Origin of the sequence: Micromonospora alfalfae, assembly GCF_022230925.1 — a bacterium.
Taxonomy (GTDB): domain Bacteria; phylum Actinomycetota; class Actinomycetes; order Mycobacteriales; family Micromonosporaceae; genus Micromonospora; species Micromonospora alfalfae.
The window spans coordinates 110,405-123,175 of the sequence record NZ_JAKKFH010000045.1 but is presented as its reverse complement, the minus strand read 5'-3'; the positions used below and the strand labels follow the sequence as shown (position 1 = coordinate 123,175).

Below are 12,771 nucleotides of genomic sequence, written 5' to 3'. Positions count from 1 at the left end.
GTCTCCCTCGCCCTGCGTAGGCTTCCGTCCCATGGCTCTCGGGTACGTCCGCCCGGCGCGTCCCGAGGACGCCGGCGAGATCGCACGCATCCAGCTCGCGACCTGGCGGGTCGCGTACCGCCGGATCCTTCCTCGGCATGTGCTCGACAACCTGGACGAGGCGTTCCTCGCCCGGCGGTGGAGCGCCGCGGTGCTGGAGCCGCCCTCGGGCGCGCACCGGGTGCTGGTCGCCGTCGAACAGGCCGAGCAATCGTATCTGGTGGGGTTCGCCGCCTCCGGCCCGGCCGACGGCGAGGCGTTGGCCCCGGGTGAGCCGGCCGAGGCGCTCGGCCCGGACGTGGCGGCGGTGACCGACCTGCTGGTGGAGCCGCGGTGGGGCCGGCGGGGGCACGGCAGTCGGCTACTCGCCGCCGCCGTCGACCTGTGGCGGGAGGACGGGATGAGTCGGGCGGTGGCCTGGGCGTTCGAGGGTGACGAGGCGACCCGGAAGTTCCTGACCAGCACCGGTTGGGAGCTCGACGGGGCGGCCCGGGCGCTGGACGTCGACGACATGCTGGTGCCTCAGGTGCGCCTGCACGTGGCCGTTCCGGCCGAGAAGGTCGAGTGACAGGTGCGGCGGTCCCGAGGTCGGGGCCGCCGCACCGACCGGGTCAGCCCTTGTCGGAGCCGTCGTTGGCGTCGCGGACGAAGTACCGCTGGAACACCACGAAGATGATCGCCACCGGGATGGTGGCCAGCAGCGCGGCGCCGAGCTTGAGCGGGTACTGGGTGCCCTTGCCGAGCGAGCCGCTGACCAGGTCGGCCAACCCGCGCGGCAGGGTGAACAGGTCCGGGTCCTGCACCGACACCAGGCTGTGCGGGAACTCGTTCCAGGAGCCCTGGAACGACAGGATGGTGAGGGTGATCAGCGCCGGTTTCGCCATCGGCAGCACCACCGACCAGAAGGTACGGAAGATGCTCGCCCCGTCGATCCGGGCAGCCTCCTCGACACTCACCGGAATCGATTCGAAGAACTGTTTCATGATGAACACGCCCGCCGCGTCGGCCAGCAGCGGCACCACCAGACCGGCGTAGCTGTTGTAGAGCCCGAGTTGGTTGAGCACCAGGAACTTCGGGATCAGCAGCACCACCCCGGGGACCGCCATCACCGCGATGACGGCGGCGAAGAGTCCGCCCCGGCCGCGGAACCGCAGCCGGGCCAGCGCGTACCCGGCGAGCGAGTCGAAGAAGACCCGGCCGATGGTGACCAGCACCGTCACCAGCAGCGAGTTGCCCAGCCACAGCGGGAAGTTGGTGCCGGCGAAGATCCGTTCGAAGCCGGCCAGCGTGAGCGGGTCCGGGAACGGTGAGAGCGGGTTCGCCGCGGCGTCGGGCTCGGTCTTGAGCGCGTTGCCGATCTGGATGACGAACGGGTAGAGGAACACCAGCCCGAAGAAGACCAGGGTGGCGTACCCCAGGAAGCGGGTGGCCAGGGTGCGGGCCGTGCGCTGGTGACGCCGGGCGGGCGTCGCCGCCGGGTGGTCGGTGAGCACTGCCATCTCAGGACCCTTCCGGTACGCGCCGACGCCGCCAGCCGCGGCGCGGCCGGTCGGTGTTCCGCTCGGCCAGCGCCCGGCGCTGGATCAGTGTGAGCACGATGATGATCAGGAACAGCACGAACGAGATGGCCGCGCCGGAGCCGTAGTCGAAGTCCCGGAAGGCGGTCCGGTACGACAGGTACGCCGGGGTGAGCGTGGTCTTGGCCGGGTCGCCCTGGCTCATCACGTACACCTGGTCGAAGACCTGCCAGGAGCCGATCATGCCGAGGGTGAGCACCAGGAACATGGTGGGCCTGATCATCGGCAGGGTGACGTACCGGAAGCGCTGCCATCGGGACGCGCCGTCGAGGGTGCTCGCCTCGTCCAGGGTTACCGGCACGTTCTGCAACCCGGCCAGGAACATCAGCATGAAGGTGCCGGAGGTGGTCCAGACAACCAACGTGATGATCGAGATCATCGCCACGCTCGGGCCGGCCAACCAGTCCCACCAGGTCAACCCGAACGGGCCGCCGTCGGCCAGTGCCGCCGGTGGCGAGTCGACGCCGACCGCGCCGAACAACAGGTGCAGCACCCCCCGGGAGTCGGCGAACCACTCCGGGCCGTCGATCCCGACGAAGCCGAGCAGCGAGTTCACCGCGCCGGAGTTGGCGAAGAGGAACAGGAACACCACGCTGATCGCGACCGAGCTGGTCACCGAGGGGAAGTAGAAGGCGCTGCGGAAGAAGCTCTTGCCTTTGAGCATCCGGTTGTTGACTACCAACGCCAGCCCGAGCGCGAGCACCGTCTGCGCCGGCACCACTATCGCCACGTAGTAGATGTTGTTGCGGATGCTGGTCATGAAGTCGCGGCGGGCCAGCCCGTCCTCGGTGAACAACTGGGTGTAGTTGTGCCCGCCAACGAACGGGACGTCGCCGGTGAAGGGGCTGCCCTGGCCGTTCCAGTCGGTCAGGCTGACCCAGAGCGCCATCAGGATCGGCAGCAGCAGGAACAACCCCAGGATGACGATCACTGGCGCGACGAAGAGCCAGCCGGCGAGGTTCTCGTTGCTCCGGATGCCGCCCCTGCGTCGGCGCGGGCCGCCCCCGCCCGCGGTCGCCTCGGCGGTCAGTGTCTCGGTTGCCATCTTCCCTCCCTTCCTCTCTCGGGCCGACGTGCGGCGGGGGCCCCGGTGCTCGCCGGGGCCCCCGCCGTCACCTCAGCTGCCGCCGAGCGCCGCCTTGGCGTTCTTGTCGAAGCTCTGCAGCACGGTCTTCGGGTCGCCGTTGGCCAACCCCTGCAGACCGGTGTCGAGGTCCTTGAGAACGCTGTCCATCTTCGGGGCGTTCACCGGGCCCTGGGCGTACGCGGCGCCGTCGATGAACACCTTGTCCGCCGGGAAGGCGGCGGTGTACTGGTCGCGGGCCGACTGGCGGGACGGCATCACACCGAACGCCTTTGCGAAGGTCATCTGCTGCTCACCGCTGGTCATCGCCTCGACGAACTTGATCGCCTGGTCCTTGTACCTGCTCTTCGCGGCGATGCCCCAGCACTGGGTGAAGGAGAGGGTGCCCTGCCCCTTGGGGCCGGCCGGCAGCGCCACGACCTTGTACTTCACGTTCGGGAAGTCGTTCTGCAGAGCACCCTTGATCCAGTTGCCCTCGATGGTCATCACGGCCTTGCCCTTGCCGAACGCCTCACCGGACCAGCCGGCGTCGAGCTGCTTCGGGTACTTGGCCAGTCCGGTGCTGAGCATGGTCTTGACGTACTGGAGGGCGGCGAGGTTCTCCGGGGTGTCCGCTGTGGGCTGCTTGCCGTCCTTGCTGACCAGCCAGCCGCCGTTCTGCACCATGAAGGCGCCGATCCGGTCCCGGGTGTCACCGAGCGCCAACGGGACCTGGCCCTTGGCCTTGATCTTCTGGGCGACGGCGGTGAGCTGCTCCCAGGTCGTCGGCACGTCGGCGTCGGTCAGCCCGGCCCTGGTCCACAGGTCGGTGTTGATCTGCAGGGCCAGTGTCGAGAAGTCCTTGGGCGCGCAGTAGAGCTTGCCGTCGTACGTGAAGGCGGTGCGCAGGCTCTCGTAGAAGTCGCCCGAGTTGCTGACCTTGTCGCCGTACGGCTCCAGGGCGCCGACGCTGGCGTAGTTGGCGAACTGGGCCGCGTCCACGTAGAAGACGTCCGGCGGGGTGCCGCCGGCGAGCGCCTGACCGAGTTGCTGGGTGAGGTCCTGCGCCGGGGTGACCGTCGCGGTGTTGCCGGAGCTGCCGGCCCATTTCGCGGCGGCGTCCTGCACGGCCTTGGTCTCGGCCTCGCCGGACGAGCCGATCAGGATCTGCAGGCTGGCCGGGCCGCTGGACTGGGCGGTGTCGCCGGAGGAGTCGTCGAAGCCGCTGCCGCAGGCGGCGGAGCCGAGGAGGGCGACGGCGGCGAGGCCGGCCACCGCTGCCCGGGTGATTGTTCGGGGTGCCATGGTTTCTCCTGGTGGGGGGTGGGACTACGCGGTGTGCCGCAGTGCCAGCGAGGGCTGGAGCAGCACGGGGGTGGGGGTCTCGTGGTCGCCGTCGAGGACCCCGGTGAGCAGGTCCACGCAGCGGGCGGCGGCGTCGCCGAGCGGTTGGCTGACGCTGGTCAGCCCGACCGCGGCGGCCACCGGTGTGTCGTCGAAGCCGATCACCGCCACCGGCGGGTCGATGCCGCGGATCGCCTGGAGAGCGCCGAGGGCGAGCGAGTCGCTGGCGCAGACCACGGCGCTCGGCGCCACCGCGAGGAGCAGGTCACGCATCAGACGTTCGCCCTCGGCGATGCCGTCCTCGGTCTCCCGGTGCAGCCCGGTCGGGTCGACGCCGGCGGCACGCAGGGCGTCGCGCCAGCCGGCCCGCCGGTCGTCGCCGACGCCGGAGCCTTCCGGCCAGCCGATGAAGGCGATCCGCCGGTGGCCGGCGTCGAGCAGACGTCGGGTGGCCTGGGCGGTGCCGGCAGCGCCGTCCACGTCCACCCAGGGGTGCGCGTCGAGCGCGTCCCATGGGCGACCGAAGGTCACGAACGGCACGTCCCGGTCGGCGAGCCATTCGGTACGCGGGTCGCCGTACTTCGTGCCCACCAGCACGAACGCGTCCAACTCGTAGGTGCCGAGCAGGTCGCCGTAGGTGGCGATCTCCCGGTCGTCGTCGGTGGCGGTGTAGAGCAGGACCCGGTAGCCGGCGGCGTCGGCGGTCTCGGTGAGGCCGTGCAGGAAGCGGTCGAGCACGGAGCCGTTGATGCCGTCGCGGGTCGGGTCGATCCGGGCGGCGATGAGGCGGGACCGGCCGGTGCGCATCTGTCGGGCGGCCTGGTTGGCCCGGTAGCCGAGCGCGTTGATCGCGTCCTCGACCCGCTGACGGGTCTCCTGCCGCACGATGTGCGGGGCGTTGAGCACGTTGGACACCGTCTGCCGGCTGACTCGGGCGTGCCGGGCCACCGTCGCGATGGTCACCTTTTCGGCCACTTAATCCCTCTCGCCGTCTTGAACGATCCAATTTGGATAAGGCAGGATTGGATCGTTCAAGTTTCTGGAATGTTTCGCACTTTGCACCGCCAGGGGCGCGTTGTCAAGATGGCCGCCCCGCACCCCGAGGATCTGGAGCCACACCGTGATCGAACGCCAGCTGCAACCCCTCCTGCACGAGCTGGTCGGGGTGGTCCTCGCCCCGACCAGCGCGCTGGGGGACGCGACCGGGCAGATCCGCCCGACCGGCGTCCAGGGCGTCTTCCACGCCGACGCCCGGGTGCTCTCCCGCGCCGAGCTGCGGATCGACGAGCGGGAGCTCGAAGGGCTGGCCCGCGGCGACGACGGCCCGCACGGCGCACACTTCGTGAGCCTGGCCCGCTGGCTCGGTGACCCCACGCCCGACCCCACCGTCCGCGTCGACCGGCTCCGGCGGGCCACCCGCAACGGCCTCACCGAGGAACTGCGGATCGTCTCCACCGCCACTGTCGGCGTACGGGCCACCGTCACCGTCGACCTCGGCTGCGACCTGGCACCCATCGAGGTCGTCAAGTCCGGTGGGGCCACCGACGCGCTGCCGGCAACGACCGCTCGGCCCGGCACGCTCACCTGGTCGGGCACCGGGATCACCGTCACCGTCACCGCGCCGGGCGCCGACGTGCGCGCCGACGGCGAGCGGGCCACCACGCCCCGGCTGGCCTGGCCGGTCGACCTGCCGCCCGGCGGCGAGACCGTGCTGCGCTGGCAGTTGAGCGTCGACGACCCGCGCGCCGTCGTCGTCGGCCCGACCGGCGAGCCCGAGTGGTCCCGCCCCGAGGTGAGCGCCGACGACCGACGGCTGACCCGACTGCTCGACCGCAGCCTGGACGACCTGCGCGGCCTGCGACTGGCCGAGACCGGCGCACCAGGTGACGTGTTCCTCGGCGCCGGGGTGCCCTGGTTCCTCACCCTGTTCGGCCGGGACAGCCTCTGGGCCGCAAGGATGATGCTGCCGCTCGGCACCGACCTGGCCGCCGGCACCCTGCGCGTGCTCGCCCGTCGGCAGGGCACCCGCGTCGACCCGGCGACCGGCGAGGCCCCCGGCAAGATCCTGCACGAGCTGCGCCGCCACGCGTTCGCCCTGCCCGACAACGGCCTGCGCCTTCCACCGGCGTACTACGGCACCGTCGACGCCACAATGCTCTGGGTGAACCTCCTGCACGACGCGTGGCGTTGGGGAATGCCCGCCGAGCAGATCGAGCCCCTGCTGCCGCACCTGGAGGCGGCGCTGCACTGGCTCGGCGAGCACGCCGACCCGGACGGCGACGGACTGGTCGAGTACATCGACACCACCGGACACGGCCTGTCCAACCAGGGCTGGAAGGACTCCGGCGACGCCGTCCGCTTCCACGACGGGTCCCTGGCCACCGCGCCGATCGTGCTGGCCGAGGTGCAGGGGTACGCGCACGAGGCCGCGGTGAACGGCGCCGCCCTGCTGGACGCCTTTGGCCGCCCGGGCGCCGACCGCTGGCGCGAGCACGCCGCCGCGCTGGTCGGCCGGTTCCGCAAGAGCTTCTGGGTCGACGGTCGCCACGGCCCGCAACCCGCGCTGGCCCTCGACCGCGACAAACGCCCGGTCGACTCGCTGACCAGCAACATCGGCCATCTGCTCGGCACCGGCCTGCTCGACCGGGACGAGGAGGCCCAGGTAGCGCGCCTGCTCACCACCGAAACGATGTCCGCCGGGTTCGGGCTACGCACCATGTCCAGCGACGACGCCGGATTCAGCCCGTTGTCGTACCACTGTGGCTCGATCTGGACCCACGACACCGCCATCGTGCTCGGCGGGCTGGCCCGGGCCGGGCACCGCGAGGCCGCGCTCGGTCTGGCCGAGGGGCTGCTCAGCGCGGCCGAGGCGTTCGACTACCGGATGCCGGAGCTGTACGGCGGCGACGACCGGGCGCAGGTGAGCCGCCCGGTGCCGTACCCGGCGTCGTGTCGACCGCAGGCGTGGGCCGCGACGGGCGCGGTGCTGCTGCTCCAGGCCGCCGCTGGGCTCTACCCGGACGTACCGGGCGGCACGGTGCGACTGGCACCCCTGGCGGGAGCAGAGCTCGGCGCCGTGGCGGTCGACGGCCTCCGCGTGGCCAACGCCCCGGTGCACGTCACTGTCGACCGCACTGGCGAAGCCACAGTCACCGGCCTCCCCACCCCACTGACCGCAACCCCGACCCTCCCCACCCAACGCCACCCCAAAACCCCAACCCGCCTCCCCTAACCACTCCCCCCACCCCACCCCACCCCACCCCCGCCGGTCGATCATGGAGTTGTGGTGGGCGTCAGCACCCACAACTCCATGATCGACGTGGGCCAGGCCCGGTGAACCCCGCGATCTTGCGGTTTCGGTTGCCGGTATGGGGGGGTATGCCCTTTATGTTGGGACAGGAAGTGCAAGATCGCGGGGGTCAGGGGGTTCGTTCTGCGATCAGCTCGTCGTCGTCCACGGCGCCGGTGGGGTGGAAGCCCAGGGAGGTGTAGAGGGCGGCGGCTGGGGTGTTGTCGGGGTGGTACGACAGGCGGACCGGGGGGTTGCCGGCTCGGGCCGCCAGCCAGGGGGCCAGCGTCTGCACAGTGGCCCGGCCGACGCCCTGGCCCTGCTCTGCGGCGTCGATCAGCATCCCGCCGATCCAGTGCGAACCGTCGTCGTCCACGCCCCACATGACGTGCCCGACGACGGTCTCGTCGGCGTACACCGCGAGCGAGTTCCACACCTCGGAGCGAGTGCTCAGAAGCAGATAGCGCGCGCCCAGCGCGGCCACGAACCGGCGCTGGTCGTCGCGCGGGGCGACGTCGGCCACCGCCCGCCAGTTGTCGTCGTCGACCGGCCGCAGCGTCACTCGCCGCCCGGCCCGATCCAGGTATCCCCCATTGATCATTCGCCGGATGCTACCCGGCCCGCGCTCGTAGATCTTGGACACTTTCCGTCAGCTCGGAACGGAAACTGTCCAAGATCTACGGTGCCGCGATGTGGAGGAGCGGACCCGGACCGGTCAGTCGAGCAGGGCGTCCAGGCCGACGGTGAGGCCGGGACGGTTGCGCACCGCGCGGACGGCCAGCAGCACACCAGGCATGAACGACACCCGGTCGTACGAATCGTGCCGGATGGTCAGCGTCTCGCCGGTGCCGCCGAACAGCACCTCCTGATGGGCGACCAGGCCGGTGGCGCGCACCGCGTGCACGCGTACCCCGTCGATCTCGGCGCCGCGCGCACCCGGCACCTCGTCCTTGGTGGCGTCCGGGACCGGGCCGAGGCCAGCCTCGGCGCGGGCCTGGGCGATCTGCCTGGCGGTGTGGGTGGCGGTGCCACTCGGGGCGTCAAGCTTGCGCGGGTGGTGCTGCTCGATGATCTCGACGGACTCGAAGTGTCGGGCGGCGCGCGCGGCGAACTGCATCATCAGCACCGCGCCGATTCCGAAGTTCGGGGCGATCACCACGCCCACCTCGGGCTTGTCGGCCAGCCAGCCGCGCACCTGTTCCAGCCGCTGCTCGGTGAAGCCGGTGGTGCCGACCACCGCGCTGATGCCCTGCCCGATGCACCACTGGAGGTTGTCCATGACGACGTCCGGCGTGGTGAAGTCGACGACCACCTCGGCGCTGGAGACGGAGGAGCGGCTGTCGCCCTGGTCGACCGCCGCGGTCAGGGCGAGATCGTCGGCGGCGTCGACCGCCTTGCAGACCTCGATGCCCATCCGGCCGCGCGCACCAAACACGCCGACCCGCAGCTGCTGGGCCGGGGTCTTTCCCTGCTCGTCAGTCACGGGGCACAACCTATCCCAATCGGGACGGGTCCTTCCGGCCGGATCCGCTGTGCTCCACCTGCCGGGACGCCCGACCGGGGTGCCTCGACCGGGCCGGGCGGCAGACCTCAGACCGCGAAGTCGCCAGCGCCGAACGGGCCCACGACGGCCAGCGACATCGGCCGGCTGAGCAGTTCCGCGGCGAGGACGTTCACGTCCTCCACTGTGACCTCGTCGACCCGGCGGAGCAGTTCGTCGACCGGCATCAGGTCGCCGTAGAGCAGCTCACCCTTTGCCAGCCGGCTCATTCGGGAACCGGTGTCCTCCAGGCCGAGCACGAACGAGCCCTTGCTCATCCCCTTGCCCCGGGCCACCTCGGCCTCGGTCAACCCGTCGGCGGCCACCCGGGCCAGCTCGGCGCGGGTCAGGGCCAGCACCTCGTCCACCTTGCCCGGCGCGCAGCCGGCGTAGACGGCGAAGAGGCCGGTGTCGGCGTACTGGCTGGCGTAGGAGTAGACCGAGTAGGCGAGGCCACGCTGCTCGCGGATCTCCTGGAACAGGCGGCTGGACATGCCGCCGCCGAGCACGTTGTTGAGCACCCCGAGGGCGAACCGTCGATCGTCGAGCCGGTCGATGCCGGGGCAACCGAGGATGACGTGTGCCTGCTCGGTCTCCTTCGGCTCCACCAGAGTGGTCGCCGGCTTGGTGCGTACCGCAGGGGTCGCCGCGCGGTGCGGCGCCGGACTGGCCGGGTCGCTGTCCAGCGGGGTGCCGCGCACTGCCTGACGGACCAGCTTGACCACCGCGGCGTGGTCGAGGTTGCCGGCGGCGGCGATGACGATCTGCGGCGCGGTGTAGCGACCCCGGTAGAAGGTCTGGATCTGCCGCCGGGTCATCGGGGTGACGGTCTCGGCGGTGCCGGAGATCAGCCGGCCCAGCGGGTGATCGCCGTAGACGGCCTGGACGAAGAGGTCGTGCACCTCGTCACCCGGCTCGTCGTCGTGCATGGCGATCTCCTCCAGGATCACGCCACGCTCGGTCTCGACGTCGGCCGGCTCCAACAGCGAGTCCGCGACCAGGTCGCACATGACGTCGATTGCCAGCGGCAGGTCCTCGTCCAGCACGCGGGCGTAGTAGCAGGTGTATTCCTTCGTGGTGAAGGCGTTGGTCTCGCCACCCACCGCCTCGATCTGCGAGGAGATCTCCAGGGCGGTGCGCTTGTGCGTGCCCTTGAAGAGCAGGTGTTCGAGGAAGTGCGCGGCACCGGCCTGCGGGCCAGTCTCGTCACGCGAGCCGACCGCCACCCAGATGCCGAACGAGACGCTGCGCATCGCCGGAATCGCCTCGGTGAGGACGCGCAGGCCGCTGGGCAGCACGGTACGTCGTACCGTGCCGCCCAGCGGGTCGTCGCTGAGCGTCCGGGTCACCGCGCGGGCGGTGCCGCCGGAGCGGCCCGCCCCGGTGTCCCGAGACGGGGCCACCCCCCGTCGATCCGGTGGAAACGGCGCGCTGATGGCCCGACTCACGACTTGCTCCCGGTTCGACGAGGGGTGGGTGATGCGTTGTACGACTGTCAGCTGTGCCGGGTCCGACGGCGCGGACGCTCGCCGCCCTCGCCACCCTCGCCGTTGCCGCCCTCGCCGCCGCGCTCCGGGCCACGCCCGCCACGGTCGCCGCCACGCTCACGGTCGCCGCGGTCACGCGGAGCACGGTCGCCCCGGTCCCGGCCAGCCGGCCGGTCACCAGCGGCGGCCTCACCGGCGGCCGGAGCCTCGGTGCCCTCCGGGCGGACCTTGTCGAGGTAGATCTTGCCGCGGGCGTCGATGTCAGCGATCTCGACCTCGACCCGGTCACCGACGTTGAGGAAGTCCTCAACGCGCTCGACCCGCTTGCCGTCGCCCACCTTGGAGATGTGCAGCAGGCCGTCACGGCCCGGCAGGAGCGAGATGAACGCGCCGAACGCGGCGGTCTTGACCACGGTGCCGAGGAACCGCTCGCCCTGCTTCGGCAGCGTCGGGTTGGCGATGCCGTTGATCCGGTCGACGGCCGCCTGCGCCGACGGGCCGTTGGTGGCGCCGACGTAGATCGTGCCGTCGTCCTCGATGGAGATCTCGGCGCCGGTCTCGTCCTGGATCGCGTTGATGGTCTGCCCCTTCGGGCCGATCACCATGCCGATCTTGTCCACCGGGATCTTGACGGTGGTGACCCGCGGCGCGTAGTCGGACATCTCGGCCGGAGCCTCGATCGCCGCCTTCATGACCCCGAGGATGACCTGCCGGGCCTCGTTCGCCTGCTGCAACGCGGCGGCCAGCACGTCCGACGGGATGCCGTTGAGCTTGGTGTCGAGCTGGAGCGCGGTGACGAACTCCGGCGTGCCGGCGACCTTGAAGTCCATGTCGCCGAACGCGTCCTCGGCACCGAGGATGTCGGTCAGCGTCACGTACTGGGTCTTGCCGTCCACCTCGTCGGAGATGAGCCCCATCGCGATGCCGGCGACCGGCGCCTTCAGCGGAACACCCGCGGAGAGCAGGCCCAGCGTCGACGCGCAGACCGAACCCATCGAGGTGGAGCCGTTGGAGCCGAGCGCCTCCGACACCTGCCGGATGGCGTACGGGAACTCCTCGCGCGACGGCAGCACCGGGATCAGCGCGCGCTCGGCGAGGGCGCCGTGACCGATCTCGCGACGCTTCGGCGAGCCGACCCGGCCGGTCTCACCGGTCGAGTACGGCGGGAAGTTGTAGTTGTGCATGTAGCGCTTGCGGTTCTCGGGGGACAGCGTGTCCACCATCTGCTCCATGCGGAGCATGTTCAGCGTGGTGACGCCCAGGATCTGGGTCTCGCCCCGCTCGAACAGCGCCGAACCGTGCACCCGGGGCAGCACGCCGACCTCGGCGGTCAGCGCCCGGATGTCGCGCGGGCCACGCCCGTCCATGCGGACCTGCTCGCGCAGCACGCGGTTGCGCACCTCGGACTTGGTCAGCGACCGGAAGGCAGCGCTCAGCTCCTTCTCCCGACCCTCGAACCGAGCGCCCAGCTCCTCGGCGACCCGGGCCTTGACCCGGTCCAGGGCCTCCTCGCGGTCGGCCTTGCCGGCGATGGTGATCGCCTCGGCCACGTCGGCGCGGGCCAGCTCGGAGACGGCGTCGTACACGTCGTCCTGGTAGTCCAGGAAGACCGGGAACTCGGTGACCGGCTTGGCGGCGACCTCGGCCAGCTCGCTCTGCGCGCGGCACAGCTCACGGATCGCCGGCTTGGCGGCCTCCAGGCCGCTGGCGACGACCTCCTCGGTCGGGGCGGTGGCACCGGCCGAGATGAGGGCGACGGCGTTCGGGGTGGCCTCGGCCTCGACCATCATGATCGCGACGTCGCCGTCCTCGAGCGTGCGGCCGGCCACGACCATGTCGAAGGTGGCGCGAGCCAGCTCCTCCAGGGTCGGGAAGGCGACCCACTGGCCGTCGATGTGGGCGACGCGGGTCGCACCGATCGGGCCGGAGAACGGCAGGCCGGAGAGCTTCGTCGACATCGAGGCGGCGTTGATCGCCACGACGTCGTACGGGTGCTGCGGGTCGAGCGCGAGGATGGTCTCGACGACCTGGACCTCGTTGCGCAGGCCCTTGACGAAGGACGGGCGCAGCGGCCGGTCGATCAGCCGGCAGGTGAGGATCGCGTCCTCGCTGGGCCGACCCTCACGGCGGAAGAACGAGCCGGGGATGCGGCCCGCGGCGTACATCCGCTCCTCGACGTCGACGGTCAGCGGGAAGAAGTCGAACTGCTCCTTCGGGTGCTTACCGGCGGTCGTGGCGGAGAGAACAACCGTCTCGCCCAGCTGGGCGATGACGGAACCGGCGGCCTGGCGAGCCAGCCGACCGGTGGAGAAGGTGATCTCGCGGGTGCCGAAGGCCCCGTTGTCGATCACGGCGGTGCGGGATTCGGTGCCGAGTTTGGTCTCGGTCATGTGCTGTGGTGCTCCTTCGCGTCGTGGGCCCACGACATCGGG

General features: G+C 71.0%; 10 protein-coding genes. 2 read left to right on the top strand and 8 right to left on the bottom strand.

All coding sequences use genetic code 11. The annotated features are described in order from the left end of the window. The first annotated feature begins 31 nt into the window (after positions 1-31). A complete protein-coding gene (locus MED01_RS29585) occupies positions 32-607 on the top strand; it encodes a GNAT family N-acetyltransferase (protein ID WP_238671766.1) in 576 nt (191 codons plus the stop codon). A 43-nt stretch (positions 608-650) separates the two neighbouring features. Here MED01_RS29585 and MED01_RS29580 read toward each other — a convergent pair whose 3' ends face one another. The 4 genes from MED01_RS29580 to MED01_RS29565 all read right to left on the bottom strand — a co-directional run bounded on the left by MED01_RS29580 (position 651) and on the right by MED01_RS29565 (position 4,998). Further along, positions 651-1,538, bottom strand: a complete 888-nt coding sequence (locus MED01_RS29580) for a carbohydrate ABC transporter permease (RefSeq protein WP_238671765.1) — start codon at positions 1,536-1,538, stop codon at positions 651-653. Position 1,539: 1 nt separating this feature from the next. Next, the gene (locus MED01_RS29575; RefSeq protein ID WP_238671764.1) at positions 1,540-2,661 is read right to left on the bottom strand and encodes a carbohydrate ABC transporter permease; all 1,122 of its coding nucleotides are present in this window, start codon (positions 2,659-2,661) and stop codon (positions 1,540-1,542) included. 72 nt (positions 2,662-2,733) lie between these two features. Next, positions 2,734-3,984, bottom strand: coding sequence for a sugar ABC transporter substrate-binding protein (locus MED01_RS29570; protein ID WP_238671763.1), 1,251 nt, complete (start codon positions 3,982-3,984; stop codon positions 2,734-2,736). Positions 3,985-4,008: 24 nt separating this feature from the next. Then, positions 4,009-4,998, bottom strand: coding sequence for a LacI family DNA-binding transcriptional regulator (locus MED01_RS29565; RefSeq protein WP_238671762.1), 990 nt, complete (start codon positions 4,996-4,998; stop codon positions 4,009-4,011). A 145-nt stretch (positions 4,999-5,143) separates the two neighbouring features. On the opposite strand from MED01_RS29565, the gene MED01_RS29560 reads away from it, so the two are divergent. Further along, entirely contained in the window at positions 5,144-7,255 is a 2,112-nt protein-coding gene (locus MED01_RS29560; RefSeq protein ID WP_238671761.1) for an amylo-alpha-1,6-glucosidase, read from the top strand. A 187-nt stretch (positions 7,256-7,442) separates the two neighbouring features. On the opposite strand, the gene MED01_RS29555 is transcribed toward MED01_RS29560, so the two are convergent. From MED01_RS29555 to MED01_RS29540, 4 genes are all read right to left on the bottom strand, one after another. After that, the gene (locus tag MED01_RS29555; RefSeq protein ID WP_238671760.1) at positions 7,443-7,913 is read right to left on the bottom strand and encodes a GNAT family N-acetyltransferase; all 471 of its coding nucleotides are present in this window, start codon (positions 7,911-7,913) and stop codon (positions 7,443-7,445) included. Between the two features lie 114 nt (positions 7,914-8,027). Further along, complete coding sequence (gene dapB, locus MED01_RS29550; protein ID WP_238671759.1) at positions 8,028-8,795, bottom strand: 4-hydroxy-tetrahydrodipicolinate reductase; 768 nt, start codon at positions 8,793-8,795, stop codon at positions 8,028-8,030. A gap of 107 nt (positions 8,796-8,902) precedes the next feature. Beyond that, complete coding sequence (locus MED01_RS29545) at positions 8,903-10,300, bottom strand: M16 family metallopeptidase (RefSeq protein WP_238671758.1); 1,398 nt, start codon at positions 10,298-10,300, stop codon at positions 8,903-8,905. Between the two features lie 47 nt (positions 10,301-10,347). Beyond that, positions 10,348-12,729: a polyribonucleotide nucleotidyltransferase gene (locus MED01_RS29540; RefSeq protein ID WP_238671757.1), complete on the bottom strand. Its 2,382-nt coding sequence runs from the start codon at positions 12,727-12,729 to the stop codon at positions 10,348-10,350. Positions 12,730-12,771 lie beyond the last annotated feature (42 nt).

Coding starts and splice junctions, on each gene's coding strand:
- MED01_RS29575 (WP_238671764.1), bottom strand. CDS start 2,661: ATGGCAACCGAGACACTGACCGCCGAGGCGACCGCGGGCGGGGGCGGC.
- MED01_RS29585 (WP_238671766.1), top strand. CDS start 32: ATGGCTCTCGGGTACGTCCGCCCGGCGCGTCCCGAGGACGCCGGCGAG.
- MED01_RS29570 (WP_238671763.1), bottom strand. CDS start 3,984: ATGGCACCCCGAACAATCACCCGGGCAGCGGTGGCCGGCCTCGCCGCC.
- MED01_RS29555 (WP_238671760.1), bottom strand. CDS start 7,913: ATGATCAATGGGGGATACCTGGATCGGGCCGGGCGGCGAGTGACGCTG.
- MED01_RS29580 (WP_238671765.1), bottom strand. CDS start 1,538: ATGGCAGTGCTCACCGACCACCCGGCGGCGACGCCCGCCCGGCGTCAC.
- MED01_RS29540 (WP_238671757.1), bottom strand. CDS start 12,729: ATGACCGAGACCAAACTCGGCACCGAATCCCGCACCGCCGTGATCGAC.